19 protein-coding genes and 1 pseudogene are annotated in these 16,301 nt (G+C 67.1%); 8 read left to right on the top strand and 12 right to left on the bottom strand.

Going from position 1 to position 16,301, the window contains the following annotated elements:
- Positions 1-54: 54 nt before the first annotated feature.
- Genes ACFE65_RS05430 through moaB form a run of 3 tightly spaced genes read left to right on the top strand, consistent with a single transcriptional unit; the run spans position 55 to position 3,195 of the window.
- Positions 55-774 carry a uracil-DNA glycosylase family protein gene (locus tag ACFE65_RS05430; protein WP_375381425.1) on the top strand — a complete coding sequence of 240 codons (720 nt, stop codon included), beginning with the start codon at positions 55-57 and terminating at the stop codon, positions 772-774.
- Positions 771-2,654 carry a lytic transglycosylase domain-containing protein gene (locus tag ACFE65_RS05425; protein ID WP_375381332.1) on the top strand — a complete coding sequence of 628 codons (1,884 nt, stop codon included), beginning with the start codon at positions 771-773 and terminating at the stop codon, positions 2,652-2,654. The genes ACFE65_RS05430 and ACFE65_RS05425 overlap by 4 nt, the downstream gene beginning before the upstream one ends.
- A 13-nt stretch (positions 2,655-2,667) precedes the next feature.
- Positions 2,668-3,195 carry a molybdenum cofactor biosynthesis protein B gene (gene moaB / locus ACFE65_RS05420; protein ID WP_375381331.1) on the top strand — a complete coding sequence of 176 codons (528 nt, stop codon included), beginning with the start codon at positions 2,668-2,670 and terminating at the stop codon, positions 3,193-3,195.
- Positions 3,196-3,199: 4 nt separating this feature from the next.
- On the opposite strand, the pseudogene ACFE65_RS05415 reads toward moaB, so the two are convergent.
- Positions 3,200-3,475 (bottom strand): annotated as a pseudogene (locus tag ACFE65_RS05415) (YbjN domain-containing protein); the annotation flags it as partial.
- Positions 3,476-3,796: 321 nt separating this feature from the next.
- Positions 3,797-4,147, bottom strand: coding sequence for a VOC family protein (locus ACFE65_RS05410; protein ID WP_375381330.1), 351 nt, complete (start codon positions 4,145-4,147; stop codon positions 3,797-3,799).
- A gap of 56 nt (positions 4,148-4,203) precedes the next feature.
- Here ACFE65_RS05410 and ACFE65_RS05405 point away from each other — a divergent pair, with 56 nt between their 5' ends.
- Positions 4,204-5,289 (top strand): PA0069 family radical SAM protein, encoded by a 1,086-nt coding sequence (locus tag ACFE65_RS05405; protein WP_375381329.1) that lies wholly within the window; start codon positions 4,204-4,206, stop codon positions 5,287-5,289.
- Between the two features lie 55 nt (positions 5,290-5,344).
- Positions 5,345-5,536, top strand: coding sequence for a hypothetical protein (locus tag ACFE65_RS05400; RefSeq protein WP_375381328.1), 192 nt, complete (start codon positions 5,345-5,347; stop codon positions 5,534-5,536).
- Between the two features lie 140 nt (positions 5,537-5,676).
- Here the strand turns inward: ACFE65_RS05400 and ACFE65_RS05395 are convergent, their stop codons facing one another.
- The 6 genes from ACFE65_RS05395 to rpiA form a co-directional block, all read right to left on the bottom strand.
- Complete coding sequence (locus ACFE65_RS05395; RefSeq protein ID WP_375381327.1) at positions 5,677-6,426, bottom strand: HAD-IIB family hydrolase; 750 nt, start codon at positions 6,424-6,426, stop codon at positions 5,677-5,679.
- On the bottom strand, positions 6,423-7,274 hold the full coding sequence (locus ACFE65_RS05390; RefSeq protein ID WP_375381326.1) for a Cof-type HAD-IIB family hydrolase: 852 nt from the start codon (positions 7,272-7,274) through the stop codon (positions 6,423-6,425). Before ACFE65_RS05390 ends, ACFE65_RS05395 begins: the two co-directional genes overlap by 4 nt.
- A 25-nt stretch (positions 7,275-7,299) precedes the next feature.
- Positions 7,300-8,283: a phosphogluconate dehydrogenase (NAD(+)-dependent, decarboxylating) gene (gnd, locus tag ACFE65_RS05385; RefSeq protein ID WP_375381325.1), complete on the bottom strand. Its 984-nt coding sequence runs from the start codon at positions 8,281-8,283 to the stop codon at positions 7,300-7,302.
- A gap of 26 nt (positions 8,284-8,309) precedes the next feature.
- On the bottom strand, positions 8,310-9,434 hold the full coding sequence (gene tal / locus ACFE65_RS05380) for a transaldolase (RefSeq protein WP_375381324.1): 1,125 nt from the start codon (positions 9,432-9,434) through the stop codon (positions 8,310-8,312).
- Positions 9,431-11,530 carry a transketolase gene (gene tkt / locus ACFE65_RS05375; RefSeq protein WP_375381323.1) on the bottom strand — a complete coding sequence of 700 codons (2,100 nt, stop codon included), beginning with the start codon at positions 11,528-11,530 and terminating at the stop codon, positions 9,431-9,433. Before tkt ends, tal begins: the two co-directional genes overlap by 4 nt.
- Positions 11,531-11,592: 62 nt before the next feature.
- Positions 11,593-12,288: a ribose-5-phosphate isomerase RpiA gene (rpiA, locus tag ACFE65_RS05370; RefSeq protein ID WP_375381322.1), complete on the bottom strand. Its 696-nt coding sequence runs from the start codon at positions 12,286-12,288 to the stop codon at positions 11,593-11,595.
- A gap of 246 nt (positions 12,289-12,534) precedes the next feature.
- Here rpiA and ACFE65_RS05365 point away from each other — a divergent pair, with 246 nt between their 5' ends.
- Entirely contained in the window at positions 12,535-13,113 is a 579-nt protein-coding gene (locus tag ACFE65_RS05365; RefSeq protein ID WP_375381321.1) for a homogentisate 1,2-dioxygenase, read from the top strand.
- Between the two features lie 83 nt (positions 13,114-13,196).
- Here ACFE65_RS05365 and rplS read toward each other — a convergent pair whose 3' ends face one another.
- From rplS to ACFE65_RS05345, 4 genes are read right to left on the bottom strand one after another with little or no spacing between them, the layout of a single operon-like run.
- On the bottom strand, positions 13,197-13,577 hold the full coding sequence (rplS, locus tag ACFE65_RS05360) for a 50S ribosomal protein L19 (RefSeq protein ID WP_375381320.1): 381 nt from the start codon (positions 13,575-13,577) through the stop codon (positions 13,197-13,199).
- Positions 13,574-14,308: a tRNA (guanosine(37)-N1)-methyltransferase TrmD gene (gene trmD, locus ACFE65_RS05355; RefSeq protein ID WP_375381319.1), complete on the bottom strand. Its 735-nt coding sequence runs from the start codon at positions 14,306-14,308 to the stop codon at positions 13,574-13,576. Before trmD ends, rplS begins: the two co-directional genes overlap by 4 nt.
- A 9-nt stretch (positions 14,309-14,317) precedes the next feature.
- Complete coding sequence (locus tag ACFE65_RS05350; protein WP_375381318.1) at positions 14,318-14,743, bottom strand: type II toxin-antitoxin system VapC family toxin; 426 nt, start codon at positions 14,741-14,743, stop codon at positions 14,318-14,320.
- Positions 14,710-15,012: an antitoxin gene (locus tag ACFE65_RS05345; RefSeq protein WP_375381317.1), complete on the bottom strand. Its 303-nt coding sequence runs from the start codon at positions 15,010-15,012 to the stop codon at positions 14,710-14,712. The genes ACFE65_RS05350 and ACFE65_RS05345 overlap by 34 nt, the downstream gene beginning before the upstream one ends.
- A gap of 50 nt (positions 15,013-15,062) precedes the next feature.
- On the opposite strand from ACFE65_RS05345, the gene ACFE65_RS05340 reads away from it, so the two are divergent.
- Positions 15,063-15,983, top strand: coding sequence for an NAD(P)/FAD-dependent oxidoreductase (locus ACFE65_RS05340; RefSeq protein WP_375381316.1), 921 nt, complete (start codon positions 15,063-15,065; stop codon positions 15,981-15,983).
- 107 nt (positions 15,984-16,090) lie between these two features.
- Complete coding sequence (locus ACFE65_RS05335; protein WP_375381315.1) at positions 16,091-16,276, top strand: hypothetical protein; 186 nt, start codon at positions 16,091-16,093, stop codon at positions 16,274-16,276.
- Positions 16,277-16,301 lie beyond the last annotated feature (25 nt).

The following is a 16,301-nucleotide window of genomic DNA, read 5'->3' as shown; positions in this document are numbered from 1 at the left end:
ACGCCGTTTCCGCGGATTGACGGCGTCGTCAACGTGGGGGCAGTAACCTGAGTGATGGGAGCATACCAGAAACTTGATTGGCGCGCGCTCGCGGCCAGCACGCTCGACTGGTGGCGGGATGCCGGGGTCGATCTGCTGGTAGACGAGGACCCGGTCGATTGGCTCGAGCCGCCACCGCCAGTCGCGCCCGCGCAGCCCGTCAGCCCCGCACCCGGACCGGCCGCGATGCCCGCCGACCTCGCGAGCTTCCTCGCCTGGCGGATCGGGCCGGGCGCGCCCGAAGCCGCCTGGCCCGGCCGACGGCTCGGACCGGAGGGCGCCGTCACCACGACGATCGTCGTCACCGACCTGCCCGACCGCGAGGACCTGACCGCCGGACGGCTGATGAGCGGCACGAGCGGCGTGTTGCTCGATCGGATGCTCGCCGCGATCGGCCTGTCTCGCGGGACGGTCCAGCTCGTGCCGGTCGCAACCGCCCGCCCGCCGGCCGGCCGCATCCCGCCCGCTGACGAGCCGCAGCTTGCCGAGACGATCCGCCGTCATCTGGCGCTCGCGCGGCCGGAACGCGTGCTGCTGCTCGGCAATGCGGCGAGCCGTGCGGTGCTTGGGATGGACTGCCAGGCTGCGCGCGGTTCTTTGCACATCGTTAACCACGAGAGCGGAGAAGCTGGAGTAATAGCGAGCTTCCATCCGCGCTTCCTGCTGGAGCGACCGACGGCCAAGGCGGATGCGTGGCGGGACTTGCGATTGCTGATGGGGATTGTCGGGCGATGACGCGACGCAGGACGATGGTGGCGGCGGCGATGCTGGCGGGAGCGGCGATTGCGGGTCCGGCTTGGGCCGCGCCCAGCGATACGGACGCCACGCCCGCGGAGGGATCGGCAGGCATCCACGTGGCACCCAAGGGCGACGGCATACCCGACCAGCTCGATGCCACGCAGCGGGCGGGGTATCGCACCGTTTTCCAGGCGATCCGCGAGAGCCGCTGGACCGACGCGCAGCTCGCGCTTGACGGGATGAAGCCCGGACCGCTCCATGCGATCGCCCGCGCCGAACTGTATACATCGCATGGCTCGCCCAAGGTGGAGGCCGCGCCGATCGTCGAGGTGCTGACGCAATCGCCCGAACTGCCGGAGGCCGACGCGCTCGCCCGCCTGGCGCGCGCGAAGGGCGCGAGCGACCTGCCCGAGCTGCCGGTGGCGCAGCGCATGACCTGGATCGACGGCTCTCCCAGCCGTGCGCGCGCCAAGAGCATCAAGAGCGACCTGATCGCCGCCGATCTGGCGCAGAAGATGCAGCCGTACGTCAAGGACGATCAAGGCGCCGCCGCGCAGGCGCTGCTCGATGCGACCGACGGGCTGTCACCCGATGCGCAGACCGAGTGGCAGCAGAAGGTGGGCTGGATCTACTACCTGCAGGGCGATGACGCCAACGCTCGCGTCATGGCCGCCAAGGCCTCCGCGGGTAGCGGCGACTGGGCGATCCAGGGCGAGTGGATCGGCGCGCTCGCCGCGTGGCGCCAGGACGATTGCACCGCCGCCGGCAAGGCGTTCGAGGACGTCGCCGCCCGCGCATCCGATACCGAGTTGCGCGCCGCCGGGCTGTTCTGGGCCGCGCGCGCCGACATGGCCTGCGGCCGTCCCGACCGGATCGAGGCGCGGCTGAAGAACGCCAGCCAGTTCAAGGAGACCTTCTACGGCCTCCTCGCGCGCCAGTCGCTCGGCATCCAGGACCCGCGCGCGAAGGCGGGTGACCGGTTCGTCCTCGCCGACTGGGTCGCGCTGGAGCGGCGCCCGAACATCCGCGTCGCCGCCGCGCTGACCGAGATCGGCGAGGCGACGCTCGCGGACCAGGTGCTTCGGCATCAGGCCGCGATCGGCGACCCCAATGATTTCGCGCCGCTCGTCCGGCTCGCCGCCAAGCTCGACCTGCCGGCGACGGTGATCTGGCTATCGCACAACGGACCCGTAGGCATCACGCCGACGGTGGCGGCGCGCTATCCCGCTCCCAACTGGACGCCGGACGGCGGCTGGCGCGTCGACAAGGCGCTGGTCTACGCGCACACGCTGCAGGAATCGCGCTTCCGCACCGACGTCGTCAGCCATGCCGGCGCCTATGGCCTGATGCAGATCATGCCGTCGGTCGCCAAGGATTATGCGCGCGCGCATGGCACGCTGCCCGATCGCGCTGCGCTCCGTCTGCCGTCGACCAACATGGAGCTAGGCCAGATGCAGCTCGAGCGGCTGCGCGACCAGCAGGCAACGGGCGGGCTGCTGCCCAAGGTGATCGCGGCCTATAACGCCGGGCCGGTACCGGTTCAGCTGTGGAACGCCCTGTCGCGCGACGGCGGCGATCCGCTGCTCTACATCGAGTCGATCCCCTATTGGGAGACGCGCGGCTATGTGATGACGGTGCTGCGCAACTACTGGATGTACGAGGGGCAGCTCGGCACCTCGGCGGGCAAGGGCGCGTCGCCGAGCCGGGTGGCACTGGCGCAGGGCATGTGGCCGCGCTTCCCGGGCCTCGCGGGCCCAAGCGCCATCCGGATGAACGCGCGGCCGCTGCGCACCGCGACCGCCAGCGTGGTCGCGACGAGCGCGAGCGTGCCGGTCAGCCTCGCATCGCCGGCGCGCACCTTCGCGACGGCCGATTGATCCGGGCGGATTGATGCCGCCGGACACCGCCGCGACGTTCCTGCCGGTCCGGATCGCGGTGCTGACCGTGTCTGACACGCGCGGCCTTGCCGAGGATCGCTCGGGCGACACGCTGGTCGAGCGGCTGCTGGGCGCGGGCCACCTCCTCGCCGACCGCGGACTCGTCCGCGACGATACCGATCTGATCGTGGAACGGCTGGACGCGTGGATCGACGATCCCGATATCGACTGCATCATCACCACCGGCGGCACCGGCGTGACGGGGCGCGACGTGACGCCCGAGGCGATCAGCCAAGTCGCTGAGAAGATCATCCCCGGCTTCGGCGAGCTGTTCCGCTGGCTCAGCTACGCCAAGATCGGCACGTCGACGATCCAGTCGCGCGCCTGCGCGGGCGTCGCGCGCGGCACCTATCTGTTCGCGCTGCCAGGCTCGACCGGCGCGGTGAAGGACGGCTGGGATGGCATCCTCGCGAGCCAACTCGACAGCCGCCACAAGCCCTGCAACTTCGTCGAGCTGATGCCGCGGCTCAGGGAGCGGTGATCAATTAGGTTCCAGGCTTTGCCGGCGTTTGCGCGTTTAGCCGTTTGTCAAATGACTGCAATGCAGTGTTCATCCAATCGACAATGTCGGCAAAGTTTACCTGATTGATCCCTCCAACGGTCGACACATCATGCTTTAGCTCAAGCGCGCCATCTTTTAGCAGCGCAGCGCTGAGGAACCGCTTCGACTGGTTCCATTCATTGGCAAAAGCGAAGGTTATCTTTGGATCGGCCTTGAAGCTAGCATAAAATTGGATTGACTTACAGTGGACATGCGTTTCGCAATCGTAGAATAGACTTGATAGTTATATCCTCCCGCTGAGCTGTCGACCTCGGGATCGCCGCTGTTGTCTTTGGTGACCTCGGCCTTGTAACCTGCTTTCTGAAGCGCAGCCACGATCGTTGCCGGATCACTTGCACAGACCATGCCGACAGGACATGGAGCCAGGTCGTTGGCTCTAACCGAAGTCGAAGCCACGATCGCCGAAACCGCAGTCAGCGCCAGAATTGATCCTCTCATCGCCATTGCATCCCCTAATAGATCAAAAAAGCATTCTCTCAGTGGACTTGGCGTTTCGCAACCGACTCTTTCAACGGCGGCGTCACGTTCCAGCCGGACTGTGGATCTGCATAACCGCCAGTTCATGCCCGTCCGGATCGCGGAAGTGGAAGCGTCGGCCGCCCGGGAACGCGAACACCGGCTTCGTCACCACGCCCCGGCCCCGCTCCACCGCCGCCAGCGTCGCCTCCAGATCGTCGACCGCGATCACCGGCAGCAGCGCCGCCGTGCGCTCCGCCGGATCGGCCTGCACGCCGACGTCGGTGTCGCCGCTCATCGTCGAGGCATAACTCGGGCCGAAGTCGGTGAACGACCAGCCGAACACGGCGGCATAGAATGCCTTGGCGTCGGCGGCGTCGCCGACCGGCAGTTCGAGGTAGTTCAGTCTCGCCATCGTCCTTCCTCCACTTCGTTCTTGCTATGTTCTGTTACGGCCTCTAGCCCGTGTCAATGGCCCAGCCCGGAACCCGTCCCCGACCCGACCGCGGCGCGACCGTCAATTGGGAGAGCGCCCGGTTCGCGCTGCCGACGATCGAGTCCGACGGCGACTGGCTCGATGCCCGCGACCTCGTGGATGGGGCCGCGCCGCCGCTGCGCACCACGGTGACGGTCGAGCACCCGCGCACGATTATCAGCCGCAACGCCTCGCCCGACGTGCCGTTCGACCGCTCGATCAACCCCTATCGCGGGTGCGAGCATGGCTGCATCTATTGTTTCGCACGGCCCACCCACGCGTATCACGATCTGTCGCCGGGGCTGGATTTCGAGAGCCGGCTGTTCGCCAAGCTCGATGCGGCGGTGTTACTGCGCGCCGAGCTCGCGCGGCCGGGCTATGTCGCCAAGCCGATGGCGCTGGGGACCAACACTGATCCCTACCAGCCGATCGAGCGCGACTGGCGGATCACGCGCGGCGTGCTGGAGGTGCTCGCCGAGTGCGATCATCCGGTGACGATCACCACCAAATCCGATCGCGTGGTGCAGGACATCAACCTGCTAGCAGCGATGGCGGCCAAGGGGCTGGCGACCGTGTGCGTGTCGATCACCTCGCTCGATGCCAAGGTGGCGGGCACCGTCGAGCCGCGCGCGCCGACCCCCGCCCGGCGGCTGGCGGCCGTGCGGCGACTGTCGGAGGCGGGTGTGCCCGTCTACGTCTCGATCGCGCCCGTCATCCCGGCGATCACCGACCATGAGGTCGAGGCGATCCTCGCGCATGCGGCCGACGCCGGCGCCCGCCATGCGTTCTTCATCCCGGTACGGCTACCACATGAGGTCGCGCCGCTATTCCGCGCTTGGCTCGACGAGCATTTCCCCGATCGCGCGGCCAAGGTGATGGCGACGATCCGCGGCTTGCGCGACGGCCGTGACAACGATCCCGGCTTCTTCACGCGGATGAAGGGCAGCGGGCCTTGGGCGGAGCTTCTGCGCACCCGCTTCCAGATCGCCTGTCGCCGCCATGGCCTCAACGCCGAGCGGATCGTGCTGCGATCGGACCTGTTTCGTCCGCCGCCGGGACGTCAGGGCGAGCTGTTCGGCTGATGCAGCTTCGACAGTGCTCGACCGTTGATGACGGATACCGACAAGGAGAGCGACGATGGACAGAGGCAACGGCGACCAGGGCCCGATCGGATCGGACACCGGCAACGAGGAAAAGACGGCGAACACGCCCGCGGCACTGGACAAGAAGGAAGCGACCGATCCCAACCAGACGGGCGGCGAGGACGCGGAGTCGGGTGCCGGGTACGGCAACCATGCGATGCCCGACCTGCCCGAGGCCGGCGTTTAAGGCATTCCGTCATCCCCGCGAAAGCGGGGACCCATCGCCATGGGATGCTCCACAATACGGCCGGAGATGGGTCCCCGCCTTCGCGGGGATGACGGATAACGGACCGGGTTACCTGGCCCGCCAAAACTGTCAGACCCGCATCAATCCTTCAGGCACAACACGATCGCGTCGATCGCCGAGCGCGTGTCGTCGATCGTCTTGACCCGGATGCAGTCGACGCCAAGCGTCATCGCCGGATAGTCGTTGCCGCCCGGAAAGATCGCATCGCCGATGAAGATCATCTCGGTGAGATCCACTCCGCTGTGCTCGGCGAGCTTCTTGAGGCCGTAGCCCTTGTCGACCCCCTCGCGCGTGATGTCGATCGAGGTCGCGCCGCCCATGTTGATCGCAAGCCCCGGCAGCCGCTGGCGAAGGTCCGCCTGGATCACCTTGCGCTTGGCGAAATCCGGATCCCAATGCTCCTTGGCGTCCAGCGGCGCCTGCTGGCCTAGCGCGGAAAAGGTGATCTGGCTGCCGCGATCCTCGATCCGCTCGCCCCAGGTCTGCTCGGGCTTGAAGCCGGTTGCCTCCAACGAGGCGTTGAACGAGTCGACGATCTGCTTCTTCTGCGCATCGTCGAACAGCTCGGCGTAGATCGCCTTCCAACCCGATCCGTCGTGGCGGTACAGTTTGGTGCCCGTCGTCGGCAGGATAAACAGACCATCAGTGTCGGCGTCCGCCGGTAGCTGCGACACCACCTGCTTCTCGAACTGCGGCCAGTCGCCGCCCGATATCACCGCGACCTTGGCGACCGTCAGCAGCTTGGCGAGCTTGCCCGCCATGTCCTCGTCCAGCTTCTGCTTGGACAGCGCGAGCGTGCCATCCATGTCGAACGCGACCAGTTTCTTCATTTCGTGCCCCCCTGAGCCTCTAACCGAGCCGGCACCCCCAGGCGCGGCAGAACCATCGTGTCGATCGCGTGCGCGACCCCGTCGTCGTCGTTGCTGGTGCTCACCGCATCGGCGCGCGCCTTCACATCCGCAGGCGCCTGCCCCATCGCGACCGAGAAGCCGGCGAGATCGAACATCGGAACGTCGTTGTTCATGTCGCCGAACACCGCAACCTGCGCCAGCGCGACGCCATGCGCCTTCGCCAACGCCTCGACACCGGTCCCCTTGTTGGCGGCCAGGTCGGTAACGTCGAGATAATAGGTCTGCGACTGGCCGATCGTGGCCTTGTCGCCGTACCGGTCATGCCCTTCGCGTGTCAGCCGGCCGAGCAGGGCGGGATCGTCGCTGACGAAGGTCACCTTGTCGGCCTTGTCGTACAGCGCGCTCATGTCGGTGAGAACGACGGGCTCCTGATTGGCGGCGATCCGCTCGTTGGGGACGTGCGGGTTGTCGAGCGTGTCGGCATGCCACTGCCCTTCCGAGAACACCCACGCCGACACCGGCGCGTCCGCGACGAGCGCGAACATGCCTCGCACCACGTCTGGATCGATCGAGTGCCGCTCGATGGTCGTCCCATCAGCCTTGAAAATCGTGCCGCCGTTGAAGGCGCCGACCGGTCCCTCGATGCCGAGCGTCGTTACCAGCGGCAGCACGCCCGAAGGCGGCCGCGCGCTGATGATCGTGAACGGCACCCCCGCTTCACGCAACCGCCTGACCGCATCGACCGTTGCGGGTGCGAGCTGTTTCTTGCGATCCACCAACGTGCCGTCAACATCGGAAATGACGAGCGCGATCCGCCCGTCGCTCATCGGCCGTTCTCCAACGCCGAACCACTCACTGCGGCATCTCGACGTGACCGCCGAAGCCGTAACGCATCGCCGACAACACCTGGTCGCCGAACGTGTGCTCCACGCGACTGCGGTAGCGCGCGAACAGCGACGCCGCGAGTACGTTGACGGGCACCGCCTGCTCCATCGCCGCGTCGATCGTCCAATGGCCCTCGCCCGAGTCGGCGACCTTGCCCGAGAAGCCGGTGAGCAGCGGGTCCTTCGCGAGCGCGATCGCCGTCAGGTCGAGCAGCCAGGACGAGACGACGCTGCCGCGTCGCCAGACCTCGGCCACATCGGCGATGTTGATGTCGAACCGTTCGTCCTCGGCCAGCCGCTCCGACTTCTTGGTCTTGAGCACATCGAAGCCCTCGGCATAGGCCTGCATCAGGCCGTATTCGATGCCGTTGTGGACCATCTTGACGAAATGCCCGGCACCCGCGGGACCAGCGTGGATATAGCCCTTTTCCGCGCGGAGGCTGATCGGGTCGTCCTTGCGGTCCGGCGTGCGCTCGATCGAGCCGACACCAGGGGCGAGCGCCTCGAAGATCGGGTCGAGATAGGCAATGACCTCGTCGTCGCCGCCGATCATCATGCAGTAACCGCGCTCCAAGCCCCACACGCCGCCCGAAGTGCCGACGTCGACATATTTGACGGCCTTGTCCGCCAGCATCTTCGACCGGCGAATGTCGTCCTTGTAGAAGGTGTTGCCGCCGTCGATGATGATCTCCGTCCCGCCCATCATGCCCGCGAGCGTCAGGATCGTCTGCTCGGTCGGATCGCCGGCCGGCAGCATCACCCAGAATATCTTGGGATCGTCGAGCTTGTCGTGCATGTCCTGCAGCGACGTCGCCGCCATCATGCCCTCACCCGCCAGCGTCTGCACGACTTTGTCGTCATGGTCATAGACCACCATCTCGTGGCCACACTTCACCAGCCGGCGGGCGATGTTGGCGCCCATCCGGCCAAGGCCGATCATCCCGATTTTCATGCGGTCACTCCGTCAGCAATAAGGGGTCAGGCGTCGGCCGGTTGCTTGGCCGCGATCGCGCCCAGCAGGTCATCGAACGATTTGACGAACGAGGCGACGCCTTCGAGCACCAGCGTGTCGGTGACGCCGTTCAGGTCGAGCCCGAGCCGCTCAGCCTCAGCCAGCGTGCGGCGCGCGCCCTCGACGTCCTGCGTCAGCGTCGCCGCGGCGGTGCCGTGGTCGCGGAACGCGTCCATCGTCTTGGGCGGCATCGTGTTGACCGTGTCGGGACCGATCAGCTCGGCGATGTAGAGCGTGTCGGGATAGTCGGGATTCTTGACGCCCGTCGACGCCCACAGCAATCGCTGCGGTTGCGCGCCCTTGGCCGCCAGCGACTGCCAGCGATCGGACGCGATGAACTCCTGATACCAGACATAGGCGAGCTTGGCGTTGGCGATCGCGACCTTGCCACGCACCGCCTTCAGCGCCTCGGCGTCGGCATCACCGGCCTTCAGCCTTTTGTCGATCTCATCGTCGATCTTGCCGTCGATACGGCTGACGAAGAAGCTTGCGACACTGGCGATCCGGTCGATCGGCTCGCCCGCCTTCACCCGCTCCTCCAGCCCCAAGACATAGGCCTCGGCGACGCGCTTGTACGCCTCGACCGAGAACAGCAGCGTCACGTTGACGTTGATCCCCGCGCGAATCGTCGCCGCGATCGCCGGCGCGCCGGCGGCGGTGCCGGGGATCTTGATCATCACATTGTCGCGATCGACCATCTTCCACAGCTTGGCCGCCTCGGCGATCGCCGCGTCCGTATCGTCGGCGATATAGGGCGACACCTCCAGGCTGACATAGCCGTCCTTGGCGTCCAGTTTCTTGTACACCGGCGCCAGCGTCTCCGCCGCCGCCTTGATGTCCTGCACCGCCAAGCTCTCGTAGCGATCGAGCGTCGCCGCGTCGGGATGCGCCTTGTCATAGTCGGCGAGGCTGGAGTCATAAGCATCGCCATGACCCATCGCCTTCTCGAAGATCGACGGATTGGACGTGACGCCGGTCAGACCGTCCTCGTCGACGAGCTTCTTCAGGCCGCCGGCCTCCAGGAACTTGCGGTCGACAAAGTCGAGCCAGACCGCCTGGCCCAGTGCTTCCAGATCGTTGAGTGCGCTCACTTGGCCTTCTCCATCACTGCCCGGGCGGTCTTGACCACGTTGTCGATCGTGAAACCGAACTTTTCCTGCAATTTCGCGATCGGGGCCGAGGCGCCGAACGTCTTCATCGCGATGGTCTCGCCTTCGAACCCGACGTAGCGGTCCCAGCCGATCGGCCCGCCCTGCTCGATCGCGACGCGGGCACGCACCGACGGAGGCAGGACGCTGTCCTTGTACGCCTGATCCTGCTTCTCATACAGGTGCCACGACGGCATCGACACGACCCGCACCTTCACGCCGTCCTCGATCAGCTTCTCTGACGCCTGCACCGCAAGGCCGAGCTCGGACCCGGTGGCGATCAGGATCACGTCCGGCGTCCCCTCGTCGAGCGTCACGACATAGGCGCCCTTGTGCAGGCCCTCGGCGGGTGCATATTTCGTGCGGTCGAGCGTCGGCAGCGCCTGGCGCGAGAAGATCAGGCAGGTCGGCTCGTTCGTCGCGTTCAGCGCCGCCTTCCACGCCTCGCGCGTCTCGTTGGCGTCGCCCGGCCGGATCACGTCGAGGCTCGGAATGCCGCGCAACGCCGTCAGTTGCTCGATCGGCTGATGGGTCGGCCCATCCTCGCCGACGCCGATCGAATCGTGCGTGAACACGAAGATCGTGGGCACTTCCATGATCGCGGCGAGCCGGATCGGTGGTCGCATATAGTCCGAGAACACAAGGAACGTACCGGTGTACGACCGCAGGTAGGTCAGCGCCATGCCATTGGCGATCGAGCCCATCGCATGCTCGCGGATGCCGAAATGCATGTTGCGGCCGCCATAGTTGCCCGGCTCCAAGGAGTCCGCACCCTTGATGTCGGTCTTGGTCGACGGCGACAGGTCGGCGGCGCCGCCGATCAGATAGGGGATTTTCGGCGCCAGCGCGTTGAGGACCTTGCCCGATGCCTCGCGGCTGGCGATTCCCTTGGCATCCGCCTCGAACATCGGAAGGTCCGCGTCCCATCCGTCGGGCAGCTTGCCCTGGCGCGCGTCCTTCAGTTCCTTGGCGAGGTCCGGGAACGCCTGTTCGTAGCGGGCGAACATCGCCTCCCATTCGGCGCGCAACGGCTTGCCGCGGCCTTCGATCTGGTCCTGGAAATGCTGCTTGGCGTCCGCCGGCACCAGGAACTGCGCGTCCTCGGGCCAGCCGTAGCTCTTCTTCGCGCCGCGGATCTCCTCCTCGCCCGGCGCGTCGGAATGCGCCTTGTGCGTGCCGGCGCGCGTGGGGAAGCCGATGCCGATCACCGACCGGACGAGGATGAACGTCGGCCGGTCGTCGGTCGCGCGGAACTCCTCGATCAGCTCGGCAAAGGTCGCGATGTCCTCCGCATCCTCCAGTACCAGCGTCTTCCAGCCATAGCCGCGGAAACGCTCGGCAACGTCCTCGTCGAACGCGAGATCGGTGCCGCCTTCGATCGTGACGTGGTTACTGTCGTAGATCCAGCAGAGGTTCGCGAGCTTCATGTGGCCGGCGATGGACGCCGCCTCGCTCGCAACACCCTCCATCATGTCGCCGTCCGAACAGAAGACGTACGTATCGTGTTCGAATACCGGATAACCGGGCTTGTTGAAGTGCGACGCGAGCCAACGCTCGGCGATCGCCATGCCAACCGAGTTGCCGCAACCCTGGCCAAGCGGGCCGGTGGTCGTCTCGACGCCCGTGGTCATCCGATATTCGGGATGGCCCGGCGTCTTGGACGATAGCTGGCGGAACTGCTTGATGTCGTCGAGGCTGACGGCGGGCTTGCCCGTCTTGTTGCCGTCCGCGTCGATCTCCTCGATGCCGGCAAGGTGGATCAGCGAGTAAAGCAGCATCGAGGCATGGCCGACCGACAGCACGAACCGATCGCGGTTGGGCCAGTCCGGCGCGGTCGGATCGTAGCGCAGGAACTTCGTCCACAGCGTCTCGGCGATCGGGGCCAAGGCCATTGCGGTGCCGGGATGGCCTGAATTGGCCTTCTGCACCGCATCCATGGCGAGCGTTCGGATCGTGTCGATCGCCTTGCGGTCGAGCGGCGGACCATCCTCACGTACCTTCGCGTCGGACACGTGATCCATCGTATCTGCGTCAGCCATTCAGCCCTCATACTCAAACCGCACGCCGCCTCGAACGAAGCGGACACGCGGTGGTTGCGCGATCATTGCACGGGACGCTCGATACGGCTCACGACACCGTCCGCGGCGATGTAGGCGCAGGCGATCTCGTCGAGGAACAGGCCATGACCGACCAGCCCCGGTATCGCCTGCAATCGCGCCGCCAGCCCGCGTGGATCGGGAACCGTGCCGAACCGGCAGTCGAACACCGCATTCCCCTGATCGGTGCGATAGGGACCGTCATCGGCCATCCGCAGCATCGGCTCCGCGCCAAGCGCCGCAATGCGCGCGCGCACGGACGCGAGCGCGAACGGCACCACCTCGACGGGCAGCGGCGCGGCGCCGAGCCTCGCTACCCGCTTCGAGCCGTCGGCGATCACCACCATCCGGGCAGAGGCGGCGGCCACCACCTTCTCGCGCAGCATCGCCCCGCCCGCGCCCTTGATCGCGATCAGCGCGGAATCGACCTCGTCCGTGCCGTCGATCGTCAGGTCGACCGCCGCCGTGTCCGCCATGTCGAGCAGCGGGATGCCGACCCCCTCCGCCTGCCGCGCGCTGGCGAGCGACGTCGCGACCGCGCGCAGCCGCATGCCCTTGGCGATCAGCGCGCCGACCGCGTCGATCGCGTGGCGCGCGGTGGAACCGGTGCCCAACCCGACCAGCATCCCCGCTTCGACCTCCGCCACCGCGGCGAGCGCGGCGAGCCGCTTGTCGGCGTCGGGATCACGGGTCGAGCTCATCGCCGCGGGGCATGGCTCGAAGCGCGCGGACAGGCAAGCCCCGGTCGAGCCGCAAGCGATACGGCCGCAGTGATGGCAAGCCATGCGCCACGTCGGTTGGCGCCGAGCCGTGACCTCCAAGATTGCCTGCCGAAAGACCGTCTCGATTCCAGCATCCGCCGGAGATGACGGACGGCGTCACGCAATGGCTTGGCAGTCGCTCGCAAGCCTGTATCCGGTGATGGTGTTTCACGGAGCGAGACGACGATGCCCGATGCCTTCCACCGCCCTGCCCGTTTCCTCGCGGCCCTTTCGCTGAGTGCCGGGATGGCGAGCGCGCAGACCACGCCTGCGGCGCCGCCGATGGCGATGACCGGTCCGATGGATGCGGCTCAAGCCCCGTGCCCTGCCACGCCCGCCGCGCTGCCGCCCGAGCTTGCCGGCTGGGCCGCGGCGGTGCCGATCACCGCGGCGAGCATGCCCGGCGAGCTGGCGCTCGCGACGATCGTGCCCGGCCGCGGCGTGCGCGCGACGCTCTCGCCCGTCGCCAAGGTCAGCTATCCGGTCGCGCCGGCCCATGCGGGCGAGCCCGGCACGAGCGGCGGGCTGTTCGCCTTTGCGGTAACGAAGAGCGGGACCTACCGTGTGGCGCTAGGCGCGGGCCCCTGGATCGACATGGTACGCGACGGCCGCTTCGTGGCGTCGAGCGCCCACGGCCGCGGGCCGGCGTGCAGCCCCGTGCGCAAGATGGTGGATTTCACGCTGACGCCCGGCCGCTACCTGTTGCAGGTATCAGGCAACAAGGCGCCGACGCTGGCGCTGATGATCGCGCCCGTTACATCCTGACCACGCGAAAACGGCCCGCACCGCGAGGTACGGGCCGTTAATCGCCGCCAGGCCCCGCACCGAAGCGCGGGGCCGGATCGCGGTCAGGCGTTCTTGGCGGGGCGCGGGTCGCGGCGCTCGGCGATGCGCGCCGACTTGCCGGTGCGGCCGCGCAGATAATACAGCTTGGCGCGACGCACGGCACCGCGGCGGACGACCTCGATCGCGTCGATGTTGGGCGAATACAGCGGGAAGACGCGCTCGACGCCCTCGCCGAAGCTGATCTTGCGCACGGTGAAGCTGCTTCCCATGCCCTTGTTGGAGCGCGCGATGCACACGCCCTCATAAGCCTGGACGCGGGTGCGCTCGCCCTCGATCACCTTCACGCCGACCTTCAGCGTGTCGCCGGCACGGAACTCGGGGATCGCGCGGATGGCGGTCAGCTTGGCGATCTGCTCGGCTTCGAGCGTCTGGATCAGGTTCATTGCGTCTCGTCCTTCTCATGCCGCGCGCCAGAGGGCGACGGGACCCGAGCGCCCTCGTGACGCTCCCACAGGTCCGGCCGCCGTAGCCGTGTATCGGCCTCGGCCCTGGCATGGCGCCAGGCCGCGACCTTCGCATGATCCCCCGATCGCAGCACTTCAGGGATCGTGCGCCCCTCCCAGGTGACGGGACGGGTGTAATGGGGATATTCGAGCAGCCCTGTCTCGAAGCTCTCGTCGTCCCCACTCGAGGCCGTGCCCATTACGCCGGGCAGCAGCCGGACGCAAGCATCGAGCAGCACCAGCGCGCTCATCTCGCCGCCCGACAGGATGTAGTCGCCGATCGACACCTCCTCGATGGCGCGCGCCTCGAACAGGCGCTCGTCGAACCCCTCGAACCGGCCGCACAGGATGGTGACGCCCGGCCCGGCGGCGATCTGGCGGACGCGGGCCTGGGTCAGGGGAAGCCCGCGCGGCGTCATGGCGAGCACCGGCTGCGCAGCCGCGACCGTGTCGAGCGCCGCTGCTAAAACGTCCGCGCGCAACACCATCCCCGCCCCGCCGCCCGCGGGCGTGCCATCGACGGTGCGATGCCGGTCGGTCGCGAAGCCGCGGATGTTGACCGCCTCGCAGGACCACACCCCCTCGGCCAGCGCGCGCCCGGCCAGCGAATGGCCGAGCGGGCCGGGGAACATCTCGGGGTATAGCGTTAGGACGGTGGCGCGGAAGGTCATGGCATCACGCTAAATTGTCCAGTTCTCGACGCGCAGCCCGGGCACGTCCGCGAAGTCGCGTTCGTTGTTCGTCACGAGCGTCAGGTCGAGCGCGAGTGCATGGGCGGCAATGAGACGATCGAAGTTCGTTCGTTTGAGCGGCACCAGCCCGCCGAAACGGCCATAGGCTTCCGCCGCCTCCACGCCGAACGGGTGCAGGGTCAACACGCTAACGAACAAGGCCAGCCGGCGATCGTCCTCCGGGTCCGCTTCGGGGCGGCGCGCGCCGTAGCGTAGTTCGGACAGGGTTATCGCGGAGATGGCCATCGCTCGCCCATTCTGAGCGCGCACCCGTGACCGCAGCCGATCGCTACGCGCCAAGGTAAAGTCGAGACAGACATTGGTATCCAGCAGAAACACGATCAGGCCGCCGCATCTCTCGCCGGTCGGCTCCAATCTCGTTCTTCCTGCTCTGTGTCACCACGGCCCTCAGCCATGAAGCCGGGCGAGAATGCGCCATAGAGACTGTCGAGTACTGCCGCGGCGTCGCTTGCCCGCCAGAACGACACGCTGCTGTCCGCGTGAGGAACGAGTACCACCTCGTCTCCCTCTTGCAGGCCTAAGCTCTTGGGTAGACGCAGTGCCATCGAATTGCCCGACTTGAAGATTTTAGTTCGAAAATCCACCATGTCGCCCTCCGGATTGACGGCGTGGATATACGTCATGTCAGGTTTGCTCGCAAGGAACCGTCGCGCGCTTCCCGCGTCCACTCCGCATGGAAGATTGTCTCGTCATCGGCGCCGGGCCCGCGGGATTGACCGCTGCCATCTATCTTGCGCGGTTCCTGCTATCGGTGCGGGTGGTCGATGCGGGCAAGAGCCGCGCCACGTGGATCCCGCGGACGCGCAACCATGCGGGCTATCCCGGCGGCATCGCCGGCACCGAACTGCTGGCCAAGATGCGCGAGCAGGCGGCGGAGTTCGGCGTGACCGTGACCGACGGGCTGGTCGAGACGCTGAAGCGCGAGGATGACGGGGACGGCGCCACGGTGTTCGTCGCCACCGTGAACGGCGAGACGATCCACGCGCGCACGGTGTTGCTGGCGACCGGCGTGGTCAACAACCGCCCTGCGATCTCGCCCGAGATCCACGATCTCGCGCTCGCCCGCGGCCTGCTACGCTATTGCCCGATCTGCGACGGCTATGAGGTGACCGACAAGATCGTCGGCGTGATCGGCACGCACGAGCATGGCATGAACGAGGCCGTGTTCATCCGCATGTACACGCCCCACGTCACGCTGATCTCCCCCCATGCCGAGCACGGGTTGAGCGACGACCAGCGCGCCCGGCTAGCCGACCTGGGCATCGGGATCGTCGCCGGGCCGTGCCACGCGATCCACATCGACGGCGACCACATCATCGTGCCGACGCCGAACGGCGAGCAGCGGTTCGACAGCATCTATCCCGCGCTCGGCTCGGTGATCCGGTCCGAGCTGGCGGTGGAACTGGGCGCCGACGCGACCAATGACGGTTGCCTGGCGGTGGACGATCACCAGCGCACGAGCATCCCCGGCCTGTACGCGGCAGGCGACGTGGCGCGCGGGCTCGACCAGATCAGCCACGCGATGGGCGAAGCGGGCGTGGCCGCGACGACGATCCGGAATGACTTGGCTAAGGTGCGGGTGCTGGCGCGGTAGCGGGGCTGCCGCGCTTGGCCCGGCGATGCCCGGTCATGTCGCATTGCTACAATCGAGCCGCTCTCCCATACTACAGAACGGATCGACCGGGCATAGGAACGGCTCCGATGACGTTGTACCACGAGCTGATCGGCAAGGCTGGCCGGTTGGCGTGGCGGATCGGCAAGCCCCGCACGATCGGTGTTCGGGCCATCCTGCTCGATCAGGATGACCGCGTCGCGCTCGTCCGCCACACCTACACGGATGGATGGTACCTGCCGGGAGGCGTAACTGCTCACGGGGTTGGCGCATGACGGCTTGATCAGGCGACTGCGAAGC

The sequence above is a fragment of the uncultured Sphingomonas sp. genome, from assembly GCF_964237335.1.
In the GTDB taxonomy this organism is placed as follows: Bacteria; Pseudomonadota; Alphaproteobacteria; order Sphingomonadales; family Sphingomonadaceae; genus Sphingomonas.
The sequence above is the reverse complement of the archived record's forward strand: the minus strand, read 5'-3'. Positions and strand labels throughout refer to the sequence as shown.